This is a genomic window from uncultured Massilia sp., from assembly GCF_913773735.1.
GTDB lineage: Bacteria > Pseudomonadota > Gammaproteobacteria > Burkholderiales > Burkholderiaceae_D > Telluria.
In genome coordinates, this window is sequence record NZ_CAJYEB010000010.1 from 143,233 (window position 1) to 163,999 (window position 20,767).

General features: G+C 70.0%; 11 protein-coding genes. 8 read left to right on the plus strand and 3 right to left on the minus strand.

Annotated features, from left to right (window positions below; translation table 11 throughout):
• The first annotated feature begins 181 nt into the window (after nt 1–181).
• The 3 genes from clpS (at nt 182) to QZ749_RS04115 (ending at nt 4,607) form a co-directional block, all read left to right on the plus strand.
• On the plus strand, nt 182–484 hold the full coding sequence (gene clpS / locus QZ749_RS04105; RefSeq protein ID WP_027864722.1) for an ATP-dependent Clp protease adapter ClpS: 303 nt from the start codon (nt 182–184) through the stop codon (nt 482–484).
• Entirely contained in the window at nt 481–2,781 is a 2,301-nt protein-coding gene (gene clpA, locus QZ749_RS04110) for an ATP-dependent Clp protease ATP-binding subunit ClpA (RefSeq protein ID WP_296943572.1), read from the plus strand. The genes clpS and clpA overlap by 4 nt, the downstream gene beginning before the upstream one ends.
• Before the next feature lie 179 nt (nt 2,782–2,960).
• Nucleotides 2,961–4,607 (plus strand): methyl-accepting chemotaxis protein, encoded by a 1,647-nt coding sequence (locus QZ749_RS04115; RefSeq protein ID WP_296943574.1) that lies wholly within the window; start codon nt 2,961–2,963, stop codon nt 4,605–4,607.
• 40 nt (nt 4,608–4,647) lie between these two features.
• Here QZ749_RS04115 and QZ749_RS04120 read toward each other — a convergent pair whose 3' ends face one another.
• The 3 genes from QZ749_RS04120 to prpR all read right to left on the minus strand — a co-directional run bounded on the left by QZ749_RS04120 (nt 4,648) and on the right by prpR (nt 9,051).
• Entirely contained in the window at nt 4,648–5,838 is a 1,191-nt protein-coding gene (locus QZ749_RS04120; RefSeq protein ID WP_296943576.1) for a PLP-dependent aspartate aminotransferase family protein, read from the minus strand.
• Nucleotides 5,835–7,211: a cystathionine beta-synthase gene (locus QZ749_RS04125; RefSeq protein WP_296943579.1), complete on the minus strand. Its 1,377-nt coding sequence runs from the start codon at nt 7,209–7,211 to the stop codon at nt 5,835–5,837. Before QZ749_RS04125 ends, QZ749_RS04120 begins: the two co-directional genes overlap by 4 nt.
• Nucleotides 7,212–7,410: 199 nt before the next feature.
• The gene (gene prpR, locus QZ749_RS04130; protein WP_296943581.1) at nt 7,411–9,051 is read right to left on the minus strand and encodes a propionate catabolism operon regulatory protein PrpR; all 1,641 of its coding nucleotides are present in this window, start codon (nt 9,049–9,051) and stop codon (nt 7,411–7,413) included.
• A gap of 169 nt (nt 9,052–9,220) precedes the next feature.
• Between prpR and QZ749_RS04135 the strand changes: the two genes are divergently transcribed.
• From QZ749_RS04135 to prpB, 5 genes are all read left to right on the plus strand, one after another.
• Nucleotides 9,221–9,571 carry a DUF485 domain-containing protein gene (locus QZ749_RS04135; RefSeq protein WP_296943583.1) on the plus strand — a complete coding sequence of 117 codons (351 nt, stop codon included), beginning with the start codon at nt 9,221–9,223 and terminating at the stop codon, nt 9,569–9,571.
• Nucleotides 9,568–11,229, plus strand: a complete 1,662-nt coding sequence (locus QZ749_RS04140) for a cation acetate symporter (protein WP_296943585.1) — start codon at nt 9,568–9,570, stop codon at nt 11,227–11,229. The genes QZ749_RS04135 and QZ749_RS04140 overlap by 4 nt, the downstream gene beginning before the upstream one ends.
• Nucleotides 11,230–11,444: 215 nt before the next feature.
• On the plus strand, nt 11,445–12,101 hold the full coding sequence (locus QZ749_RS04145) for a phage tail protein (protein WP_296943587.1): 657 nt from the start codon (nt 11,445–11,447) through the stop codon (nt 12,099–12,101).
• 104 nt (nt 12,102–12,205) lie between these two features.
• A complete protein-coding gene (locus QZ749_RS04150; RefSeq protein WP_296943590.1) occupies nt 12,206–19,648 on the plus strand; it encodes an Ig-like domain-containing protein in 7,443 nt (2,480 codons plus the stop codon).
• A gap of 211 nt (nt 19,649–19,859) precedes the next feature.
• Entirely contained in the window at nt 19,860–20,750 is an 891-nt protein-coding gene (prpB, locus tag QZ749_RS04155; RefSeq protein ID WP_296943592.1) for a methylisocitrate lyase, read from the plus strand.
• The last annotated feature ends 17 nt before the right edge of the window (nt 20,751–20,767 follow it).

Here is a 20,767-nt window from a genome sequence, read left to right on the forward strand (position 1 = left end):
ACGGCGCCCGCCGGCGGGCCGGGAAAGCGGCGACTTGTGTCCTTAAACAAACTCTTGATTTTTGCAACCGCACCGCCATCTGCGCACGGAACGGAAAACGCGTAAGATGGAAAACATATGGGATTGACCTGAGCGTTAGTTTCCGCACACACGAAGATTGAAAGCATTCTAGAATACCCCTATGGCAACCAAGCACGATACCGAACAGCTGCTGGAGCGGCAGACCGTCAAGCCACCCCCGTTATACCAGGTGGCGTTGCTCAATGACGACTACACGCCGATGGAGTTCGTGGTCGCCATCATCCAGGAGTATTTCAACAAGGATCGCGAGACGGCGACGCAGATCATGCTTTCCGTCCACCGCCATGGCAAGGGTGTGTGTGGCGTGTTTTCCAAAGATATAGCGTGTACCAAAGTGGAGTTTGTATTAACGCATGCGCGCAAGGCAGGCCATCCCCTGCAGTGCGTGATGGAGGAAGTATGATTGCGCAGGAATTGGAAGTATCCCTACACATGGCCTTTGTCGAAGCGCGGCAGGCTCGGCACGAGTTCATCACGGTCGAACATCTGCTGCTGGCGCTCCTCGACAACCCGTCGGCCGCCGAAGTCCTGCGTGCGTGCGCGGTCAATATCGAAGACCTGCGCAAGACCTTGACGAATTTCATCGGCGATAACACGCCGACGGTGCCCGGCACCGGCGAGGTCGACACCCAGCCCACCCTCGGTTTCCAGCGCGTGATCCAGCGCGCGATCATGCACGTGCAGTCGGCGTCGAACGGCAAGAAGGAAGTCACCGGCGCCAACGTGCTGGTGGCGATCTTCGGCGAGAAGGATTCGCACGCCGTCTACTACCTGCACCAGCAGGGCGTGACGCGCCTGGACGTGGTGAATTTCATTTCGCACGGCGTGCGCAAGGACCAGCAGATCGACAGCCAGAAGGCGTCCGAGGGCGTCGAAGAAGCGCAGGTCGAGGGCCAGGCCAAGGAAAGCCCGCTGGACCAGTTCACCCAGAACCTGAACAAGGCCGCCGCCGATGGCCGCATCGATCCGCTGATCGGGCGCGAGGAAGAAGTCGACCGCGTGATCCAGATCCTGTGCCGCCGCCGCAAGAACAACCCGCTGCTGGTCGGCGAGGCCGGTGTCGGCAAGACCGCGATCGCCGAGGGCCTGGCCTGGCGCATCGTCCAGGAAGACGTGCCCGAGATCCTGCAGAATGCCGTCGTGTATTCGCTGGACATGGGCGCGCTGCTGGCCGGCACCAAGTACCGCGGCGACTTCGAGCAGCGCCTGAAGGCGGTGCTCAAGCAGCTCAAGGACACGCCGAACGGCATCCTGTTCATCGACGAGATCCACACGATCATCGGCGCCGGTTCCGCATCGGGCGGCACGCTCGACGCCTCGAACCTGCTCAAGCCGGCCCTGGCCAACGGCCAGCTCAAGTGCATCGGCGCGACCACGTTCACGGAATTCCGCGGCGTGTTCGAGAAGGACCATGCCCTGAGCCGCCGTTTCCAGAAGGTCGACGTCAACGAGCCCTCGGTCGAGCAGACCGTGCAGATCCTGCGCGGCCTGAAGTCGCGCTTCGAGGAGCACCACGGCGTGAAGTACTCGTCGTCGGCGCTGTCGACGGCGGCCGAGCTGGCGGCCCGCTTCATCAACGACCGCCACCTGCCGGACAAGGCCATCGACGTGATCGACGAGGCCGGCGCCGCCCAGCGCATCCTGCCGAAGTCGAAGCAGAAGAAGACCATCGGCAAGACCGAGATCGAGGACATCATCGCGAAGATCGCGCGGATTCCGCCGCAAACGGTCAACCAGGACGACCGCAGCAAGCTGCAGACCATCGACCGCGACCTGCGCAACGTGGTGTTCGGCCAGGACCCGGCGATCGACGCGCTGGCCTCCGCCATCAAGATGGCGCGCGCCGGCCTGGGCAAGCAGGACAAGCCGATCGGCTCGTTCCTGTTCTCCGGTCCCACCGGCGTCGGCAAGACCGAGGTGGCCAAGCAGCTGGCGTTCATCCTGGGCATCGAGCTGGTGCGCTTCGACATGTCGGAATACATGGAGCGCCATGCCGTGTCGCGCCTGATCGGCGCGCCGCCGGGCTATGTCGGCTTCGACCAGGGCGGCCTCTTGACCGAGGCCATCACCAAGAAGCCGCACGCCGTGCTGCTGCTGGACGAGATCGAGAAGGCCCACCCGGACATCTTCAACATCCTGCTGCAGGTGATGGACCATGGCACGCTGACCGACAACAACGGCCGCAAGGCGGACTTCCGCAACGTGATCATCATCATGACCACGAACGCGGGCGCCGAAAGCCTGACCAAGCGTTCGGTGGGCTTCGTGGATTCGAAGGCGGCCGGCGACGAGATGGCGGACATCAAGCGCATGTTCACGCCGGAGTTCCGCAACCGCCTGGATGCCATCATCAGCTTCCGCGCGCTGGACGAGGACATCATCCTGCGCGTCGTGGACAAGTTCCTGATGCAGCTGGAAGAGCAGCTGCACGAGAAGAAGGTGGAAGCCGTCTTTACCGAGAAGCTGCGCAAGTTCCTCGCCAAGAAGGGCTTCGATCCGCTGATGGGCGCCCGTCCGATGTCGCGCCTGATCCAGGACATGATCCGCAAGGCGCTGGCCGACGAGCTGCTGTTCGGCCGCCTGGTCAGCGGCGGGCGCGTGACGGTGGACCTGAACGAGAAGGACGAGGTGTTCCTCGAGTTCCCGGAAGGCGACGTACCGCCGCCGCCGGAGCCGGTCGAGACGGTCGAGATCGAATAAGCGACGTTCCCGTCGCCCGGCCGCAAGGCCGCAAGAAGCCCGCCCCGTGCGGGCTTTTTTTTCGTTCGGCACGGGCGCACGCCTGTCCGGTGCATCGCGCGCGCACCGGCGCGGGTCACGAGGCCGTCACAATGCCTTCCTATACTGCCGACATCCCTTGAACCCGGCCCCCATTCGACATGCGCATCGATCACCTCCGTACCGGCACCAGGATCCTCGGCGCCTTCGCCATCGTCTCCCTCGCCATCGTCCTGATTTCCCTGGTGTCGCTGTGGCGCATGGAAGCCGCCGCCGTCACCACGCGCGACCTGGTCGACAACAAGCTGGCGCGCCAGCAGGCCACGTCCGAACTGCTCGGCGTGGCGCGCCTGAACGGCGTGCGCACGGTCAGCATCGCCCGCAGCGACAGCCTGGAACTGTCCGACTACTTCCAGGCCCAGCTGGCCAAGGGCGAACAGGAAGCCGCGGCGATCGAGGCGCGCCTGGCCCGCTTGCCGGCCGGTCCCGGCGAGGCGCAATTGACCGAACGCGCGGCGCGTGCCAGGGCCGCCTGGCTCGCCGTGCGCAAGCAGGTGTTCCAGGCCAAGGAGTTCGGCAAGACCCAGGAAGTCGAGCAACTGGCCGGCAACCAGCTCGCCACCACGTTCGACGCCTATACCGGCGCGCTGGAAGCGCTGCTGGCGTCCCAGGCCAGCCAGGCGCACGCGATGGCCGACGCGTCCGCGCGCGCCTTCGACACCGGGCGCGTGCTGCTGCTGGCGTTCGGCGCCGCCGCGCTGCTGGTCGGCGCGGGCGCCGCCTGGCTGCTCACGCGCAGCATCGTCACGCCGCTGCGGGAAGCGGTGCGCCTGGCCGAGCGCGTGGCCGAGGGCGACCTGGGCGCGCGCATCGCGCACCGGCGCGGCGACGAGATCGGGCGCATGTTCGACGCCCTGAACCACATGACGCACGGGATGTCGGCGACGGTGGTGCGCGTGCTCGACAGCGCGCGCATGATCGACCAGGCCTCGGCCGAGATGGCCGACGGCAACCGCGACCTGGCGCACCGCACCGAGGAACAGGCCAGCAGCCTGCACGAGACGGTGCGCGCGATGGTCGAACTGACCGACGCGGTGGAGCAGAACCACGTCAACGCCAACGCAGCCAGCCGCCAGGCGCTGGCCGCGTCGACGGTGGCGCAGCAGGGCGCCCAGGCCGTGGCCCAGATGGTCGAGCGCATGGACACGATCCGCCAGTCGGCCGCGCGCATCAACGACATCACGTCGATGATCGACGGGATCGCCTTCCAGACCAATATCCTGGCGCTGAACGCGGCGGTGGAGGCGGCGCGCGCCGGCGCCGAAGGGCGCGGCTTCGCGGTCGTCGCGGCCGAGGTGCGCAGCCTGGCCCAGCATTCGGCATCGGCGGCCAAGGAAATCAAGGCGCTGATCGGCGAATCGACCGGGGCCATCGAATCGGGCGCCGGCATCGCCAGCGCGGCCGGCGGCACGATGCGCCAGATCCTGGAACGCGTGCAGCACGTGGCGCAGCTGCTGCAGAAGATCGACGCGGCCAGCGCCGAACAGTCGACCGGCATCGCCCAGGTGCGCCGGGTGATCGACGCGATGGACCACGCCACCCAGCGCAACGCCGCCATGGTCGAAGAGGCGGCGGCGTCGGCGGAAACGATGCGCACCCAGGCCGAGCACCTGACCGACGTGGTGGCCACCTTCAAGGTGCGCAGCGACGTGGAGGAGGCCGTGCGCCACGCGCGGGTGGCCGAGGACGCCGCGGCCGACGCCGCGGCCGGGACCCGGCGCGCGCTGCCGGCGCTGGGCTACGCCTGAGCCGGACGGCGCCGCCCCGCGAACGGGCACGGCGCCGTCGTCAGATGGCCGCCAGCGCCCGCGCCAGGTCGGCGCGCTGGTCCTCGACATGCTCGATCCCGACCGACAGCCGGATCAGGCCGTCGCCGATCCCCAGCCGCGCGCGCTGCTCGGGCGGAATGGTCGCATGCGTCATGATGGCCGGGTGCTCGATCAGGCTTTCCACCCCGCCCAGGCTCTCGGCCAGCGTGAACACCTCGCACCGTTCCAGGAAGCGGCGCGCGCCGGCCAGGTCGGTGTCGAGGTCGATCGACACGATGCCGCCGTAGCCGTGCATCTGGCGCCGCGCCAGCGCGTGCTGCGGATGCGTGGCCAGGCCGGGGTAGTGCACCTGCTTCACCTGCGGCTGCCCCTGCAGCCAGTGCGCGAGGTCGAGGGCGTTGGCATTGCTGCGCTCGACGCGCAGGGCCAGGGTCTTGATCCCGCGCAGCACCAGGAAGCTGTCGAACGGACCCTGGATGGCGCCGACGGCATTCTGGATGAAGCCGAGGCGCTCGCGCAGCGCCTGGTGATGCGCGTCGGTGCCGACGACGGCGACGCCACCGATCACGTCCGAGTGGCCGTTCATGTACTTGGTGGTCGAGTGCACGACGATGTCGATGCCCAGTTCCAGCGGGCGCTGGTTGATCGGGCTGGCGAAGGTGTTGTCGCACACGGTGAGGATGCCGCGCGCGCGGCATGCGTCCGCGATCGCGCGCAGGTCGGCCAGCTTGAGCATCGGGTTGGTCGGCGTCTCGATCCAGACCAGCCTGGTCTCGGGCCGCAGCGCCGCGGCCAGGGCCTGCGGGTCGGCCAGGTCGACGTAGGCGAACGCGTGGCCGCTGCTGGCGCGGCGCACGCGCTCGAACAGGCGGTAGGTGCCGCCGTACATGTCGTCGCCGGCCACCACGTGGCTGCCGGCCGGCAGCAGTTCGAGCACGGCGGCGATGGCGGCCAGGCCGGAGGCGAAGGCGAAGGCGCCGCTGCCGCCCTCGATGTCGGCCACGCAGCGTTCCAGCGCCCAGCGCGTCGGGTTGTGCGAGCGGCCGTAGTCGAGGCCCTTGTGCACGCCGGGGCTGTCCTGGACGAAGGTCGAGGTGGCGTAGATCGGCGGCATCACGGCGCCGGTGCTCGGGTCGGGGGCCTGGCCGCCGTGGATCACGCGGGTGGCGATGTGGCGCTTGGGGTCGTGCTTGTCGTCTGGTCGGGTCACGTGAGGGTCCTGCGCAGGTGGTTGAGGAGGTCGAAACGGGTGATCAGGCCGTAGAAACGGTCGCCGTCGGCGATCACGGCGGTCAGGCCGCGGTCGAGGATGTCGCGCAGCTGCTGCATGCCGGCGCCCGGTGCCAGTGTCTGCAGCTCGGACGTCATCGTGCCGGACACCGGCGCGCCGAAGCGCTCGCGTTCCGTGGTCACGTGCAGCAGCAGGTCGGATTCGTCGATCAGGCCGACCAGGCGGCCCTGGTCGATCACGGGCAGCTGGGCCAGGTCGGCCGCGCGCATGCGGTTGAAGGCGGTCAGCAGGGTGTCGGACGGCGCCACGGTGACGACCTCGCCGGCGTCGAAGCGGCGCCCGACCAGGTCGCGCAGGTCGCCCGTCCGCGGGCGCTGCAGCAGGCCCTGGTCGACCATCCAGCCGTCGCTGTAGACCTTGGTGAGGTAGCGCGTGCCCGTGTCGCACACGAAGGTGACGACGCGCTTCGGGCTGGTCTGCGCGCGGCACCACGCCAGCGCCGCCGCCAGCAGCGTGCCGGTGGACGAGCCGGCCAGGATGCCTTCCTGGCGCAGCAGCGCGCGCGCCGTGTTGAAGCTGTCCGCGTCGCTGATGGCATACGCGGTCTTCACGCGCGACAGGTCGGCGATGGCGGGAATGAAATCCTCGCCGATGCCTTCGACGGCCCAGGAGCCGGAGACCTCGGCCACCCTGCCGGTGGCGACGTAGTCGGCCAGGATCGAGCCCTGCGGGTCGGCCAGCACGAATTCCACGTCGGGCTGCACGCGCGCGAAGAAGCGCGACAGGCCCGTGAGGGTGCCGGACGAGCCGACGCCGACGACGATGGCGTCCAGCTCGTGGCGCATCTGGTCCCAGATCTCGGGCGCGGTGGTGGTCTCGTGGGCGTCCGGATTGGCCGGGTTGTTGAACTGGTCGGCGAACCAGGCGCCGGGAATGTCCCGCGCCAGGCGCGCCGCGACGTCCTGGTAGTACGCGGGGTGGCCCTTGCCGACGTCGGAGCGGGTCAGGTGGATCTCGGCGCCGAGCGCCTTCAGGTGCAGCACCTTCTCGGACGCCATCTTGTCGGGCACCACGAGCACGACGCGGTAGCCCTTGATGCGCGCCACCAGCGCCAGGCCCAGGCCGGTATTCCCGGCCGTGGCCTCGACCACGGTGCCGCCGGGGCGCAGGCGGCCGTCGCGCTCGGCCGCCTCGATCATGGCGCGGCCGACGCGGTCCTTGATGGAGCCGCCGGGATTCTGCGATTCGAGCTTGAGGAACAGCCGGCAGGGGCCGGTGTCCATGCGCGTGACTTCGACCAGGGGGGTATTGCCGATCAGGGAAAACAGCGCAGCTTGCGACAAGTCTTGCATGATGCCTCCGTTGATGCGGCGCCGCATCGGCACCTCATGGGCACTTCGTGGGCACTTCATGGGCACTTCATGGACACCTCATGGGCGCCGCTGGCGAACGCCGGTGCCGGATGGGCGCCGGGCCATGGTAAAAAACCATGATACGGCTTTTCGGCGCGATGCGTTTGGGCGGTGTTAAGCCGTGGCGGCCCCCATGCGCTCACGCCTCGCCGGCCTTCATGCGCCGCCACAAGGTCGTCCGGCTGATCCCCAGGTGCCGCGCCGCCGCGTCGCGCTGTCCGCCGAAGCGCGCCAGCACGTCGGCCAGGCTCTCGGGCGGCGCCGCGGCCACGGCGGCAGCGGGGACGGCGGCGGACGGCGGCGGTCCGCCGGCCGCGAGTTCCGGCGCCACGCCCAGCACGAACGCGGGCGTCAGCGCCTGCAGCGGCTCGGCGGCCAGGAACAGGGCCAGGCGCTCCATCAGGTTGCGCAGCTCGCGCACGTTGCCGGGCCAGCGGTGGCCGGCCAGCAGCGGCGCGCAGGCCCGGACCTCGGCGGCCAGGTTCGGGTGGGGACGGGCGCCCAGCGCCGCCAGCGCGTTCTTCAGCGCCCATTCGGCCAGCTCGGGAATGTCCTCGACGCGCTCGCGCAGCGGCGGCAGCGCCAGGCGCAGCACGGCCAGGCGGTAGAACAAGTCGGCGCGGAAACGGCCTTCGCGCACGCGCGCCTCGAGGTCGCAGTGGGTGGCGCTGACCACGCGCACGTCGATCGGCACCGGTCGCGTGCCGCCGACGCGCATCACCTCGCGCTCCTCGAGCACGCGCAGCAGGCGGGTCTGCAGGGCCAGCGGCATCTCGCCGATCTCGTCGAGGAACAGCGTGCCGCCGTCGGCCGCCTCGAACAGGCCGGCATGGCCGCCGCGGCGCGCGCCCGTGAACGCACCTTCCTCGTGGCCGAACAGTTCCGATTCCAGCAGCGATTCCGCGATCGCGCCGCAGTTCACGGCGACGAAAGGACGGCTGGCAGCGCGTTTCGGACTCTCGCGGTGGATGGCCTGGGCCACCAGTTCCTTGCCGGTGCCGGTCTCGCCCTGGATCAGCACCGTGGCCGGCGAGCGCGCGTACAGCATCACGGCCTGGCGCAGCCGCTCCATCGCCGCCGACTCGCCGCGCAGGTCGTTCAAGCCGCGCCGGGCGCGGCGCGCATCCGCGTCGCGGGCGCCGGCGCGCCGGCCGCGCCCGGCTTCGAGCCGGGTCTGGCGCGCCATCTCGAGGGCGTCGTCGAACGCGCGCCGGATCGATTCGGCCGAGTACACGAACACCGCCTGCAGGCCCGCTTCCTCGGCCAGGTCGGTGATCAGGCCGGCGCCGACGACGACCTCGATGCCGGCCGCCTTCAGCTCGGCCACGGCGGCGCGCGCGTCCTGTTCGGTGACGTAGGTGCGCTGCTCGATCACGAGGCCGAAGGTGGCGGCGAACTCGGCCAGCTCCGCCATCGGCTTCTGGTAGTGGATCAGGCCGACGCGCTGCGACAGCCGGCGCGCCCGCGCCAGCGCCTGCATCACGTCGAAGCCGCTGGCCTGGGCCACCACCACCGGCACGGCGACGCGTCCCTTAAGGTAGGCGGCATTCGAGCCGGCCGCGATCACCACGTCGCAGTGCTCGGCGGCCAGGCGTTCGCGGATGTGGCGCGCGGCCTCGTCGAAGCCCAGGTGCAGCGGCTCGATGCGGGCCAGGTGGTCGTAGGCGGGCGTGATGTGGCGGAACAGCTCGGACAGGCGCGAGACCGACACGGTCCAGATCACCGGCTTGCCGGCGTCGTCCGGGGCGCCCGCGGCGGGAGGGCGGGGGGAATGGCTCATGGCGCCAGTGTAAACCATTGCGGCACCGGTGTTTCACGACGTTTCAGCGTGAAACAGCGAATTGCCCTTTTTTCCATGGGGCCGTAAGAATCGGGTAAGGGGGCGCACTTAGGATCGACACCAACCTGTCCATGTTAGCAGGGTCAATATTAGAAAATTGGAGACAAAAGTGGATCAAGACATTGTCCAGAGGGTCAAGAACGACCCCAACTACCGCAAACTCAAGGAAACGCGCTCCCGCTACGGCTGGATGCTGACCTGGAGCGTGATGATCGTGTACTACGGCTTCACGCTGCTCAATGCCTTCGACAAGCAGTTCATGGCGTCGAAGATCGGCGCCGGCGTCATGTCCTGGGGCGTGCCCCTGGGCCTGTTCGTGATCGTGTTCACGGTCGTCGTCACCGGCATCTACGTGCGCCGCGCCAACAACGAGTTCGACGCGCTCACCGACGCCATCCAGAAGAACGCGGCAGCAGGCACCCACGCCGGCGTCGCCCAGCCGATCCGGAGGCAGGCATGATGGCCGCGCTGCGCAACACCACCGCGCTGGCCCTGCTGGCCGCCAGCAACCTCGCCCTGGCCGCGCCCGACCTGGGCCAGTCCACCAAGCAGGCCACCAACTGGACCGCGATCGTCATGTTCGCGCTGTTCGTGGTGCTGACCCTGTTCATCACCAAGTGGGCGGCCGCCAAGACCCGCTCCGCGTCCGACTTCTACACGGCCGGCGGCGGCATCACCGGTTTCCAGAACGGCCTGGCGATCGCCGGCGACTTCATGTCGGCCGCGTCCTTCCTGGGCATTTCCGCCGCCGTGTTCGCCAACGGCTTCGACGGCCTGATCTACGCGATCGGCTTCCTGGTCGGCTGGCCCGTGCTGACCTTCCTGATGGCCGAGCGCCTGCGCAACCTGGGCCGCTTCACCTTCGCCGACGTGGCCGCCTACCGCTTCGCCCAGAAGCCGGTGCGCATGTTCGCCGCCTCGGGCACGCTGGTCACCGTGCTGTTCTACCTGATCGCGCAGATGGTCGGCGCCGGCCAGCTGATCAAGCTGCTGTTCGGCCTGGACTACTGGATCGCCGTCGTGCTGGTCGGCGTGCTGATGATGGTCTACGTGCTGTTCGGCGGCATGACCGCCACCACCTGGGTGCAGATCATCAAGGCCGTCATGCTGCTGGCCGGCACCACCTTCATGGCCTTCTCGGTGCTGGCCATGTACAACTTCAGCCCGGAAGCGCTGTTCGCGAAGGCCGTCGAAGTGCATAGCAAGGGCGATGCCATCATGGGCCCGGGCGGCTTCATCAAGGACCCGATCTCCGGCATCTCGTTCGGCATGGCGCTGATGTTCGGTACCGCCGGCCTGCCGCACATCCTGATGCGCTTCTTCACCGTCCCGAGCGCCAAGGAAGCGCGCAAGTCGGTGCTGTGGGCCACCACCTGGATCGGCTACTTCTACATGCTGGTGTTCATCATCGGCTTCGGCGCCATCGTGCTGGTCGGCACCAACGCCGGCTTCAAGGATGCCGCAGGCAAGCTGCTGGGCGGCGACAACATGGCGGCCGTGCACCTGGCCAAAGCCGTCGGCGGCGACATCTTCCTCGGCTTCATCTCGGCCGTGGCCTTCGCCACCATCCTGGCCGTCGTGGCCGGCCTGACCCTGTCGGGCGCCTCGGCCGTGTCGCACGACCTGTATGCCACCGTGCTCAAGAAGGGCCAGCCGGCCCCGGGCAGCGAACTGCGCGTGTCGAAGATGACCACGCTGGTGCTGGGCGTGATCGCCGTGCTGCTGGGCATCGTGTTCGAGAAGCAGAACGTCGCCTTCATGGTGTCGCTGGCCTTCGCGATCGCCGCCTCGGCCAACTTCCCGGTGCTGTTCATGTCGGTCCTGTGGAGCAAGTGCACCACCCGCGGCGCCACCGTCGGCGGCTTCCTGGGCCTGGCCACCGCCGTCATCCTGACGGTGCTGTCGAAGTCGGTGTGGGTGGACGTGTTCCACAATGCCAGCGCGATCTTCCCGTACACGTCGCCGGCACTGTTCTCGATGACCGTCGGTTTCGTGGGCGTGTGGCTGTTCTCGGTCACCGACAAGAGCCCGCGCGCCGCCATCGACAAGGCCGGCTTCGAGGCGCAGGAAGTGCGCTCGGAGACCGGCATCGGCGCCGCCGCCGCGTCGGCGCACTGAGCCGACCCATGGCCCGCGCATGCGGGCCGGCATTGACTCCCATGCGCTGCGCATGGGAGTTAATGCAAATCAAATGAATTTATGTACTCCCTTTAATAATCGCCAACATTTTGGCGATTTTTTTTTGTGGAAACTTTAATTTGTTGTCATTTCGTGCCATTATTTCCTCGGGAAAAGTTTAATTTTTGGAATCCATTTTATCTGGGGAGGTCATCATGGATCCGATTCTAGGACAGATCATCCTGTGGCCCGTGCCATGGGTACCGTACGGTTGGGCCCTGTGCGACGGCAGCACGCTTTCGATCAACCAGAACCAGGCGCTGTTCTCGCTGCTCGGCACGTATTACGGCGGGGACGGTGTCACCAATTTCCGCCTGCCTGACCTGCGCAACAAGTTCCCGATGGGAACGGATGTCATGAACCAGGTAGCCATGCAGGGCGGCGCGACGAGCGCCAACCTGAGCGGCGCCACTGGCGTGGGCAGCGTGACGATCGGCCTGGACAACCTGCCGCCGCACAGCCACGAAGCGACGTTCACGCCGGGCGCGGCCACCACGGCCAGCGTCTCCGTGCCGGCCGATGCGACCGGTGCCAGCAGCAACAATTCCCCGGGGCCGACCACGGTGCTGGGCAATATCTCGGCCGGGACGCTGGCCGCGCGCGTCTACAGCACCGACGCGGCGACCACCACGCTCAAGCCGTTCGACGTCGCGGTGCCGGCCAGCGGCGGCAGCGTCGCCGTGGCGAGCGCCGGCGGCGGCCAGCCGCTGCCGGTACAGGTCAGCCTGGGCGGTAACGTCGGCACGGTGCCGCCGTACCTGACCCTCAACTTCATCATCGCGCTCCAGGGCGTCTATCCCTCGCGTCCCTGAACGCCGCGCGGGCCGCCTGCGCGGCGGCCCGCCTTCCCCGCCTTTCCCGTTTGCCGCTTGCCGTTTTCCCGATCGCCGAATACCACCCGTTCGCCGCGCCCGCCATGACCACGATCCCGACCCCGACCACCGCCGGCGCCAGCGCCGCCTTCATCTTCATCGACAGCCGCGTGCCCGACTGGCAGGCGCTGGTCGATGCGCTCCCGCCCGGCAGTACCTGGCGCCTCATCGATGCCGGCGCCGACGGCCTGGCCCAGGTCGCGCAAGCGCTGGCCGGCCAGCACGGCGTCGGGGCCGTGCACATCCTGTCGCACGGCGCGGCCGGCAGCGTGCAGCTGGGCGACGCCGTGCTGACCGCCGCCACGCTGGGCGCGCACGCGGCCGACCTGGCCGCCATCGGCGCCGCCCTCGGCCCGGACGGCGACATCCTGCTGTACGGTTGCGACGCCGGCGCGGGCAGCGCCGGCGCGGCGCTGGTGGAGACGATGGCGCGGCTCACCGGCGCGGACGTCGCCGCCTCGACCGACATGACCGGCGCCGCGGCGCTGGGCGGCAACTGGGTGCTGGAACGCAGCAGCGGCCAGATCGAGGCGCAGGCGCTGGGCGCCGGCCTCGCGGGCTGGAACGACACGCTGGCGACCTCGGCGAACTTCGATTTCACCGCCCAGGTCACGGGGGCGACCCAGTTGACCGTGCCGGGCGATCCCGGCGTCAGTTCGCGGTCCGTCACGCAGCAGGTCGGCAGCGACTTCCTGACGCTGGAAGTCGACGCCGGCAGGGTGGTGGCCGTCGACGAGAGCGAGGTACTGGGCAACGACGCCCAGATGCACGGCCGGATGTTCGTCGTCGATGCGATCGGCACCAGCGTGCCCATGCCCAAGACCATCACGCTGACGCTGGACGGCGGCAAGCGCTTCGACCTGGACGCCTTCTCGGTCGTCGACCTCGCCGGCTACCAGGGGACGCTGACGGTCAGGACCGACCAGGGCAGCTTCCAGGTCAACATCGACACGGTGAACGTGGGGCAGCGCGTCGACCTGTCGTTCGAGCCGAAGGCCAAGGGCGTGACCTGGGTCGAACTGTCGGACCCGGACGGCGACCCGCTGATGCTCGGACTCGACGACATCGCGATGTCCAACATCCACTCCAGCACGCCGCCCGAGTTCGACGCCCCGTCCGGTTATTACGGCACCACGCAGAACGCCCCGGCCGGCAGCCTGGCCGACCAGTTCCTCGTCAACGACCCGGACGTCGGCGAGACCCTGACGTGGACCGTGATCGGCGAACCGGAGCACGGCGACTACACGCTCGCCGGCGCCACGGCGGCGGCGGGCGCCGGCTACCCGGTCAAGCCGGGCACGCTCACCTACCGGCCCGACCCGGGCTATGCCGGCACCGACAGCATCACCGTCCAAGTGTACGACGGCACGACGTTCATCGCCAAGACGATCACCATCTACGTCGACCCGGTCCAGCCCGGCAAGCCGGTGCTGGACGCCGGTTCCGATACCGGCACTTCCCAGACCGACGGCATCACCGCCGCCGACGGCCTGAAGCTCGGCGGCACCAGCGGCGTCGGCGACAGCACCAGCAAGGTCAGGGTGTTCATCGACCAGAACGGCAACGGCAGCTACAACGCCGGCGAGAACTACGTGGAGGCGATCGTCCGCGCCGACGGCACCTGGGTCGTGGAAAATCTTTCCACGGTCGGCCTGAACGGCGTCTACGACGTGTATGCCTACGTCACCTCGGCCATCGGCGCGCAGAGCAGCAGCCTGAGCGCCCCGCTGCGCATCGAGATCGACCACACGCCGCCGTCCACGACGTTCGCCGCCTTCGCGCTGTCGAACGTCCCCGCGACCGGCGCCGCCGACTTCACCACCAACGTCGCGGCGCAGACGATCAGCGCCACGCTGTCCGCCGCGCTGCAGGCCGGAGACCGCGTGCAGGGCTCGGTCGACAACGGCGCGCACTGGGACGACATCACGGCGATGGTCCAGGGCACGGCGCTGACCTGGACCGGCGCCACGCTGGTGGCCGGCGGCACGATCCTGCTGCGCGTGCTGGACCAGCACGGCAACGCGGGCGACGCCACGGCGCGCGCGTACACGCTCGACCTGACGGCGCCCGTCGCCGGGGTCGCGTTCGCGGCATTCTCCGGCGACGGCGACGGCAACCATGTCGTGAACGATCCCTGGCAGATCGTGGCCGGCCGCCTGACCCAGTCGCTCGGCGCCGACGAATTCGTCGAGGTGTCGCTGAACGACGGCAACTCGTGGACCACCGCCTTCGTGAATGGCACCGACTGGACGCTCGACATCACCGAGCTGGCGGGCAGCGGCACCCTGGTGGCGCGCGTGGCCGACAAGGCTGGCAATCACGGCACCGAGTTCCGCCAGGCCTACGTCCTCGACCAGGTCGCGCCGACGGCGTCGGTGGCGGCCAGCGCGCAACTGGCGGCGCCTGGCGGAGACAGTTTCACCGTCGTCGTCACCTATGCCGATGCCGGCTCGGGCATCGACGCGAGCCGGTTCGGCACCGGCAACATCGGCGTCACCGCGCCGGGCGGCGCCAGCCTGCAGGTGACCGGCTTCGTGGCCAACGGCAACGAGGTGACCTACACGGTGCAGGCGCCGGGCGGCAGCTGGGATCCGCTGGACGCGGGCACGTACACGGTCGCCATCAAGGCCAATGGCGTGCGCGACGGGGCCGGCAACGCGGTGGCGGCGAACGGCGCGGCGGGCACGATCGACGTGCTGTTCAGCACCGCCCCCGACGTCGGCGGCCTGGCGCTGTCCGCCGACACGGGCAGCAGCGACACCGACTTCCTGACCCGGGTCGCCGCGCAGACGATCCACGCGACGCTGTCGAAGCCGCTGGCCGCCGGCGACGTCGTCGAAGGCTCGCTCGACAACGGCGGCAGCTGGACCATCCTCAACGCCAGCGTCGACGGCACCACGCTGGCCTGGGACGTGGCGCTGTCCGGCAGCGGCACCATCCTGCTCCGGGTCACCGACGGCAACGGCCTGCCGGGCACGGCGGCCAGCCATGCGTACACGCTCGACACCTCGGCGCCCACCCAGGCCATCACGGACGTGGCGTTCTCGGTGGACAGCGGCGCGGCCGGCGACTTCGTCACCAACGTCGCCGCGCAGGCGCTGGGCGGCAAGCTGGGCGCGCCGCTGGGCGCCGGCGAATTCGTCGAGGTGTCGATCGACGGCGGCGCCCACTGGACCGAGGCATCGGCCAGCGGCAGCGACTGGTCGCTGGCCGGCATCACGCTGGCCGGCAGCGGCACGCTGCAGGTGCGCGTGGCGGACGCCGCCGGCAACCAGGGCACGCCGTGGCAGCACGCCTACCTGCTCGACACCACGGCGCCGACGGCCGGCACGCCGGTACGCGCCGACCTGCTCGATCCGGCCGGCGCCAGCTTCACCCTGACGGTGACCTACGACGACGATGGTGCCGGCATCGATCCGGCCACGGTCGGCACGGACAATATCAGCGTCGGCGGCCTCGCCGTCATCGGCGCCGTCCTGGCGGGCAATACGGTGACGTACACGGTCGCCGCGCCGGGCGGCGGCTGGGATCCGCTGGATGCCGGCAGCTACACGATCGCCATCAACGCCTCGGTGAAGGACCTGGCCGGCAACACGGTGGCGGCGAACGCCGCCGCGCACGCGTTCGACGTGGCGTTCACGCCGGCGCCGGGCGTTGCCGGCCTGGCGCTGTCCGCCGACACGGGCGGCAGCGACACCGACTTCCTGACCCGTGTCGCCGCGCAGACGGTGCACGCGACGCTGTCGAAGCCGCTGGCCGCCGGCGACGTCGTCGAAGGCTCGCTCGACAATGGCGGCAGCTGGACCGTCATCACCGACAAGGTCGCCGGCACGACCGTGGCCTGGGACGGCGTCACCCTGTCCGGCAGCGGCACCATCGTCATCAAGGTGACCGGCGCCAATGGCATCGTGGGCACGACGGCCAGCCATGCCTATACGCTTGACACGGCCGCGCCCGCGCAGGCCATCACGGACGTGGCGTTCTCGGTGGACAGCGGCGCGGACGGCGACTTCGTCACCAACGTCGCCGCGCAGGCGCTGGGCGGCAAGCTGGGGGCGCCGCTGGGCGCGGGCGAATTCGTCGAGGTGTCGATCGACGGCGGCGCCCACTGGACCGAGGCGTCGGCCAGCGGCAGCGACTGGTCGCTGGCCGGCATCACGCTGTCCGGCAGCGGCACGCTGCAGGTGCGCGTGGCGGACGCCGCCGGCAACCAGGGCACGCCGTGGCAGCACGCCTACCTGCTCGACACCACGGCGCCGACGGCCGGCACGCCGGTGCGCGCCGACCTGCTCGATCCGGCCGGCGCCAGCTTCACGTTCACCGTCACCTACGCGGACGGCGGGGCCGGCATCGACCCGGCCACCATCGGCACCGGCAACGTCGGCGTCACGGGGCCGGGCGGCGCCCTGGCGGTCATCGGCGCCGCGGCGGCGGGCAATACCGTCACCTACACGGTCGCGGCGCCCGGCGGCGGCTGGGATCCGCTCGACGCCGGCAGCTACACGATCGCCATCAACGCCTCGGTGAAGGACCTGGCGGGCAACACGGTGGCGGCGAACGCCGCCGCCCATGCCTTCACGGTCGGCGTCAACAGCGCGCCGGTGCTGGCCGGCACGTTCGCGACGCCACGGATCGCCGACGATGCGAGCGCCACGCCGTTCGCCGGCGTCACGGTCGCGGATGCCGACGGCGATAGCGTCACGCTGACGATCGGCTACCCGGCCGCGAACGGCACGCTGTCCGGCGCCGGCCTTGCAGGCGCCGCCGGCAGCTACACGCTGAGCGGCAGCGCGGCCGAGGTGCAGGCGGCGCTGCGCGCGCTGGTGTTCGTCCCGACCGCGAACCAGGTCGCCACCGGCACCGTCGCCACCGTGTTCACGCTGGCCGCGAGCGACGGCAGCGCCTCGGCCAGCAACGACGCGACGGTCGTGACGACGGCGCCGGTGGCGCCCACGGCGACGATCGCCCTGTCCGATACGGCACTGGCGGCGGGCGAGACGGCCGTGCTCACGGTGACCTTCAGCGAGGCCGTCACCGGCCTGGGCGCGGGTGCGCTGACGCTGCCGGGCGGCACGCTGGGCACGCTGGCCAGCAGCGACGGCGGCCGCACCTGGAGCGCGACCTTCACCCCGGGCGCCGACCTGGTCCAGGGGCCGCAGCAGGTCGTGCTGGACCTGGGCGGCGTGCGCGACGCCGGCGGCCTGGCCGGCAGCGGCACGGCCAGCGGTCCCGCGTACACCGTGAACACGGTCAGGCCGACGGCGACGGTGGCCATCGACGATACCGTGCTGACGGCCGGCGACAAGGCCAAGGTGACGATCGTGTTCTCGGAAGCCGTCAGCGGCTTCACCACGGCCGACCTGGCGCTGGCCAACGGCACGCTGTCGGACCTGGCGAGCCTGGACGGCATCACCTGGACGGCCACCCTGACCCCGGCCGCGAACGTGTTCGCCGGCGCCAGCACGGTACGCCTCGACCTGGCCGGCGTGCGCAACGCGGCCGGCAACGCGGGCAGCGGCACGGTGCAGTCGAATCCGTACACGGTGGACACGCTGCCTCCGGACGACGGCCCGGGCAACGGCACCGTCGACGGCATCCCGGTCCTGACCGGCACGCTGGTCGATCCGCTGACGGGCCTGGTCAACAACACGCTCGCGGTGCCGACCGTGCCCGCCACGCACGAAGGGCTGGCGAACATCCCGCTGGCGGCGAGCGCCAACGGCGTGACCTCCACGCTGACGATCGGCCTGCCCGGCGGCGCAGGCCTGCAGGCCAGCGGCCCGGCGTCCCTGCTGGACAATGCCATGGCGCAGCAGGACCTGGCCAACCGCATCGGTTCGAACACCGCGAGCGACGCCGACGGCCGCGCCATGGCGCAGCACGGCGCCGACTTCCTGCGGGCGCTGGGGCCGGACGTGCTGGTGCATACGCTGACGATCGCGCCGGAACTGACCGGCGCCGCATTGGCCCGCGTCGCGGCGGCCGCCGCACCCGCCAGGCCGGACATCGCCATCACCGGCGGCACCGATGCCGGCGCCAGCGTTGCACTGGCCCTGGTGATCGATGCCGGCGGCCTGCCGGCGGGCACCACGCTGCAATTGAACGACGTGCAGCTCGCCGCGGTCGCGGGCGCGGTCACGCTGCGCGGCGGCGCCGGCGACAACTTCGTGACCGGCGACGGCGCCAGCCAGAACATCCTGCTGGGCGAGGGCGACGACACCCTGTACGGCGGCGGCGGCGACGACGTGATCGGCAGCACCGGCGGCAACGACAGCCTGTACGGCGACGACGGCAACGACACGCTGGCCGGCGGCATCGGCAACGACGACCTGCACGGCGGCGCCGGCAACGACGTGCTGCAGGGCGGCCGCAGCGCCACCGGTGACTGGCAGTTCGTGCTCGGGGCCGGCGTGCTGCAGGCGGTGCACCAGACCGCCACCTTCGCGCCCGATGCGCACGAGACGCTGGCGGCGACGGCGCTGGACGGCAGCGCCGCCGAACTGGCCTTCCTGGCCGCGGGGCAGGGCGCGCTGACCGACATCGCCCTGCTGTACCAGGCCGCGTTCGGACGCGCGCCCGACGTCGGCGGCCTGAATGACTTCCTTGCGCATGGCGTGGGCGCCGCCGACCTGGCGCGCGCGTTCGCGGCCTCCGCCGAGTGGTCCGCCGCCGGCCTGGGCACGCTGTCCGATGCCGACTTCGTGCAACGGCTGTACGGCGACGTGCTGGACCGTGCCGGCGACAGCGCCGGCATGGCGTTCTGGACCGGCAAGCTGGGCGAGGGCGCCGTGTCGCGCGCCGACGTGCTGCTGGCGCTGGCGCTGAGCGACGAGCACCGCGGGCACTACGCGGACGGCATCGTGGTCGCCGCCACGACCGTGGAGCGCGAGAACGGCTGGATCGCCGGCAGCGGCGACGACCGCCTGGAGGGCGGGGCGGGCAGCGACCTGCTGGTGGGCGGCGACGGCGTCGACACGGTCGTCTACGCCGGCAGGCTGGCCGACTACCGCCTGGTGCTCGGCGCGGATGGCATGGTGCGGGTGGCCGACAAGGCGAACGCGGACGTCGACACGCTGTCCGGCATCGAGCTGGGCGAGTTCAGCGACGGCACCGTCGACCTGGCGTTCACCGAGGTCGGTACCGCCACGCTCACGACGCTGGGCCTGCTGTACCAGGCCGTGCTGGACCGCACCGGCGACGCCGGCGGCTTCGGCTGGTGGTCGGGCCTGTACCTGGATGCCGGCGCCCTGGTCGCGGCCTTCACCGGCTCGGCGGAGTTCGCGGCGCGCTACGGCAGCCTGTCCGATGCCGACTTCGTCGCCACGCTGTACGCCAATTCCGGCCTGGACGCGAACGCGGCCGGCGGCAGCGCCGCCTGGGTCGCCATGCTGCACGAGCATACCCGCGCCGAACTGGTGGGCAGCTGGATCGCGCAGGACGCCGTGCAGCAGGCCCAGTTCGGCACACAGGGGCTGTGGCTGGTGTAACGCGGCGTTCCATGCTGTATCGCAGCGTTTCATTGTGAAACAATTCTGAAACACCCGATTCCGGACGCCAGTACGGCGGCGTCCGGGTCGTTCTCCCCGATCTCCCGTCCCCACGGGCGCCACGCGCGTCCGGACGTGTCGCCTGCCGTGGTGGCACGCCCCTTGCTTAGGATGCCTGGTCATCCATCCGCATTTATCGAAAGGTACAAGCATGAGCCAATACTCCGCGGGCGCCGCGTTCCGCAAGGCGGTCCAGGAAGAATCCCCGTTGCAGGTGGTGGGCGCCATCAACGCCAACCATGCGCTGCTGGCGCAGCGCGCCGGCTACCGCGCCATCTACCTGTCGGGCGGCGGCGTGGCCGCCGGTTCGCTGGGCCTGCCGGACCTGGGCATCTCGGGACTGGAAGACGTGCTGGTCGACGTGCGCCGCATCACCGACGTGTGCCCGCTGCCGCTGCTCGTCGACGTCGACACCGGCTTCGGCGCCTCCGCCTTCAACGTCGCGCGCACCGTGCGCTCGCTGATCAAGGCCGGCGCCGGCGCCTGCCACATCGAGGACCAGGTCGGCGCCAAGCGCTGCGGCCATCGTCCGGGCAAGGAAATCGTCAGCCAGGACGAGATGGTCGACCGCGTCAAGGCGGCGGCGGACGCGCGTACCGACGAGGACTTCGTGATCATGGCGCGCACCGACGCGCTGGCCGTCGAGGGCCTGGACCGGGCCGTCGAGCGCGCCGTCGCCTGCGTCGAGGCGGGCGCCGACATGATCTTCCCGGAAGCCATCACGACGCTGGAGATGTACAAGCGCTTCAAGGAGGCGGTCAAGGTGCCGATCCTGGCCAACATCACGGAATTCGGCGCCACCCCGCTGTTCACCGTGGAGGAATTGCGCGGCGCCGACGTCGACATCGTGCTGTACCCGCTGTCGGCGTTCCGCGCGATGAACAAGGCCGCCGAGAACGTCTACCAGGCGATCCGCCGCGACGGCACCCAGCAGAACGTGCTCGATACCATGCAGACGCGCAACGAGCTGTACGAGCGCATCGACTACCACAGCTACGAGCGCAAGCTCGACGCCCTGTTCGCCCAGAACAAGGCCAAATGACCCACGAGGAGACATCA

What these genes read in the sequence shown, in the direction of transcription:
- clpA (WP_296943572.1), top strand. Translation starts at nt 481, where the DNA reads ATGATTGCGCAGGAATTGGAAGTATCCCTACACATGGCCTTTGTCGAA.
- QZ749_RS04115 (WP_296943574.1), top strand. Translation starts at nt 2,961, where the DNA reads ATGCGCATCGATCACCTCCGTACCGGCACCAGGATCCTCGGCGCCTTC.
- prpB (WP_296943592.1), top strand. Translation starts at nt 19,860, where the DNA reads ATGAGCCAATACTCCGCGGGCGCCGCGTTCCGCAAGGCGGTCCAGGAA.
- clpS (WP_027864722.1), top strand. Translation starts at nt 182, where the DNA reads ATGGCAACCAAGCACGATACCGAACAGCTGCTGGAGCGGCAGACCGTC.
- QZ749_RS04145 (WP_296943587.1), top strand. Translation starts at nt 11,445, where the DNA reads ATGGATCCGATTCTAGGACAGATCATCCTGTGGCCCGTGCCATGGGTA.
- QZ749_RS04150 (WP_296943590.1), top strand. Translation starts at nt 12,206, where the DNA reads ATGACCACGATCCCGACCCCGACCACCGCCGGCGCCAGCGCCGCCTTC.
- prpR (WP_296943581.1), bottom strand. Translation starts at nt 9,051, where the DNA reads ATGAGCCATTCCCCCCGCCCTCCCGCCGCGGGCGCCCCGGACGACGCC.
- QZ749_RS04125 (WP_296943579.1), bottom strand. Translation starts at nt 7,211, where the DNA reads ATGCAAGACTTGTCGCAAGCTGCGCTGTTTTCCCTGATCGGCAATACC.
- QZ749_RS04140 (WP_296943585.1), top strand. Translation starts at nt 9,568, where the DNA reads ATGATGGCCGCGCTGCGCAACACCACCGCGCTGGCCCTGCTGGCCGCC.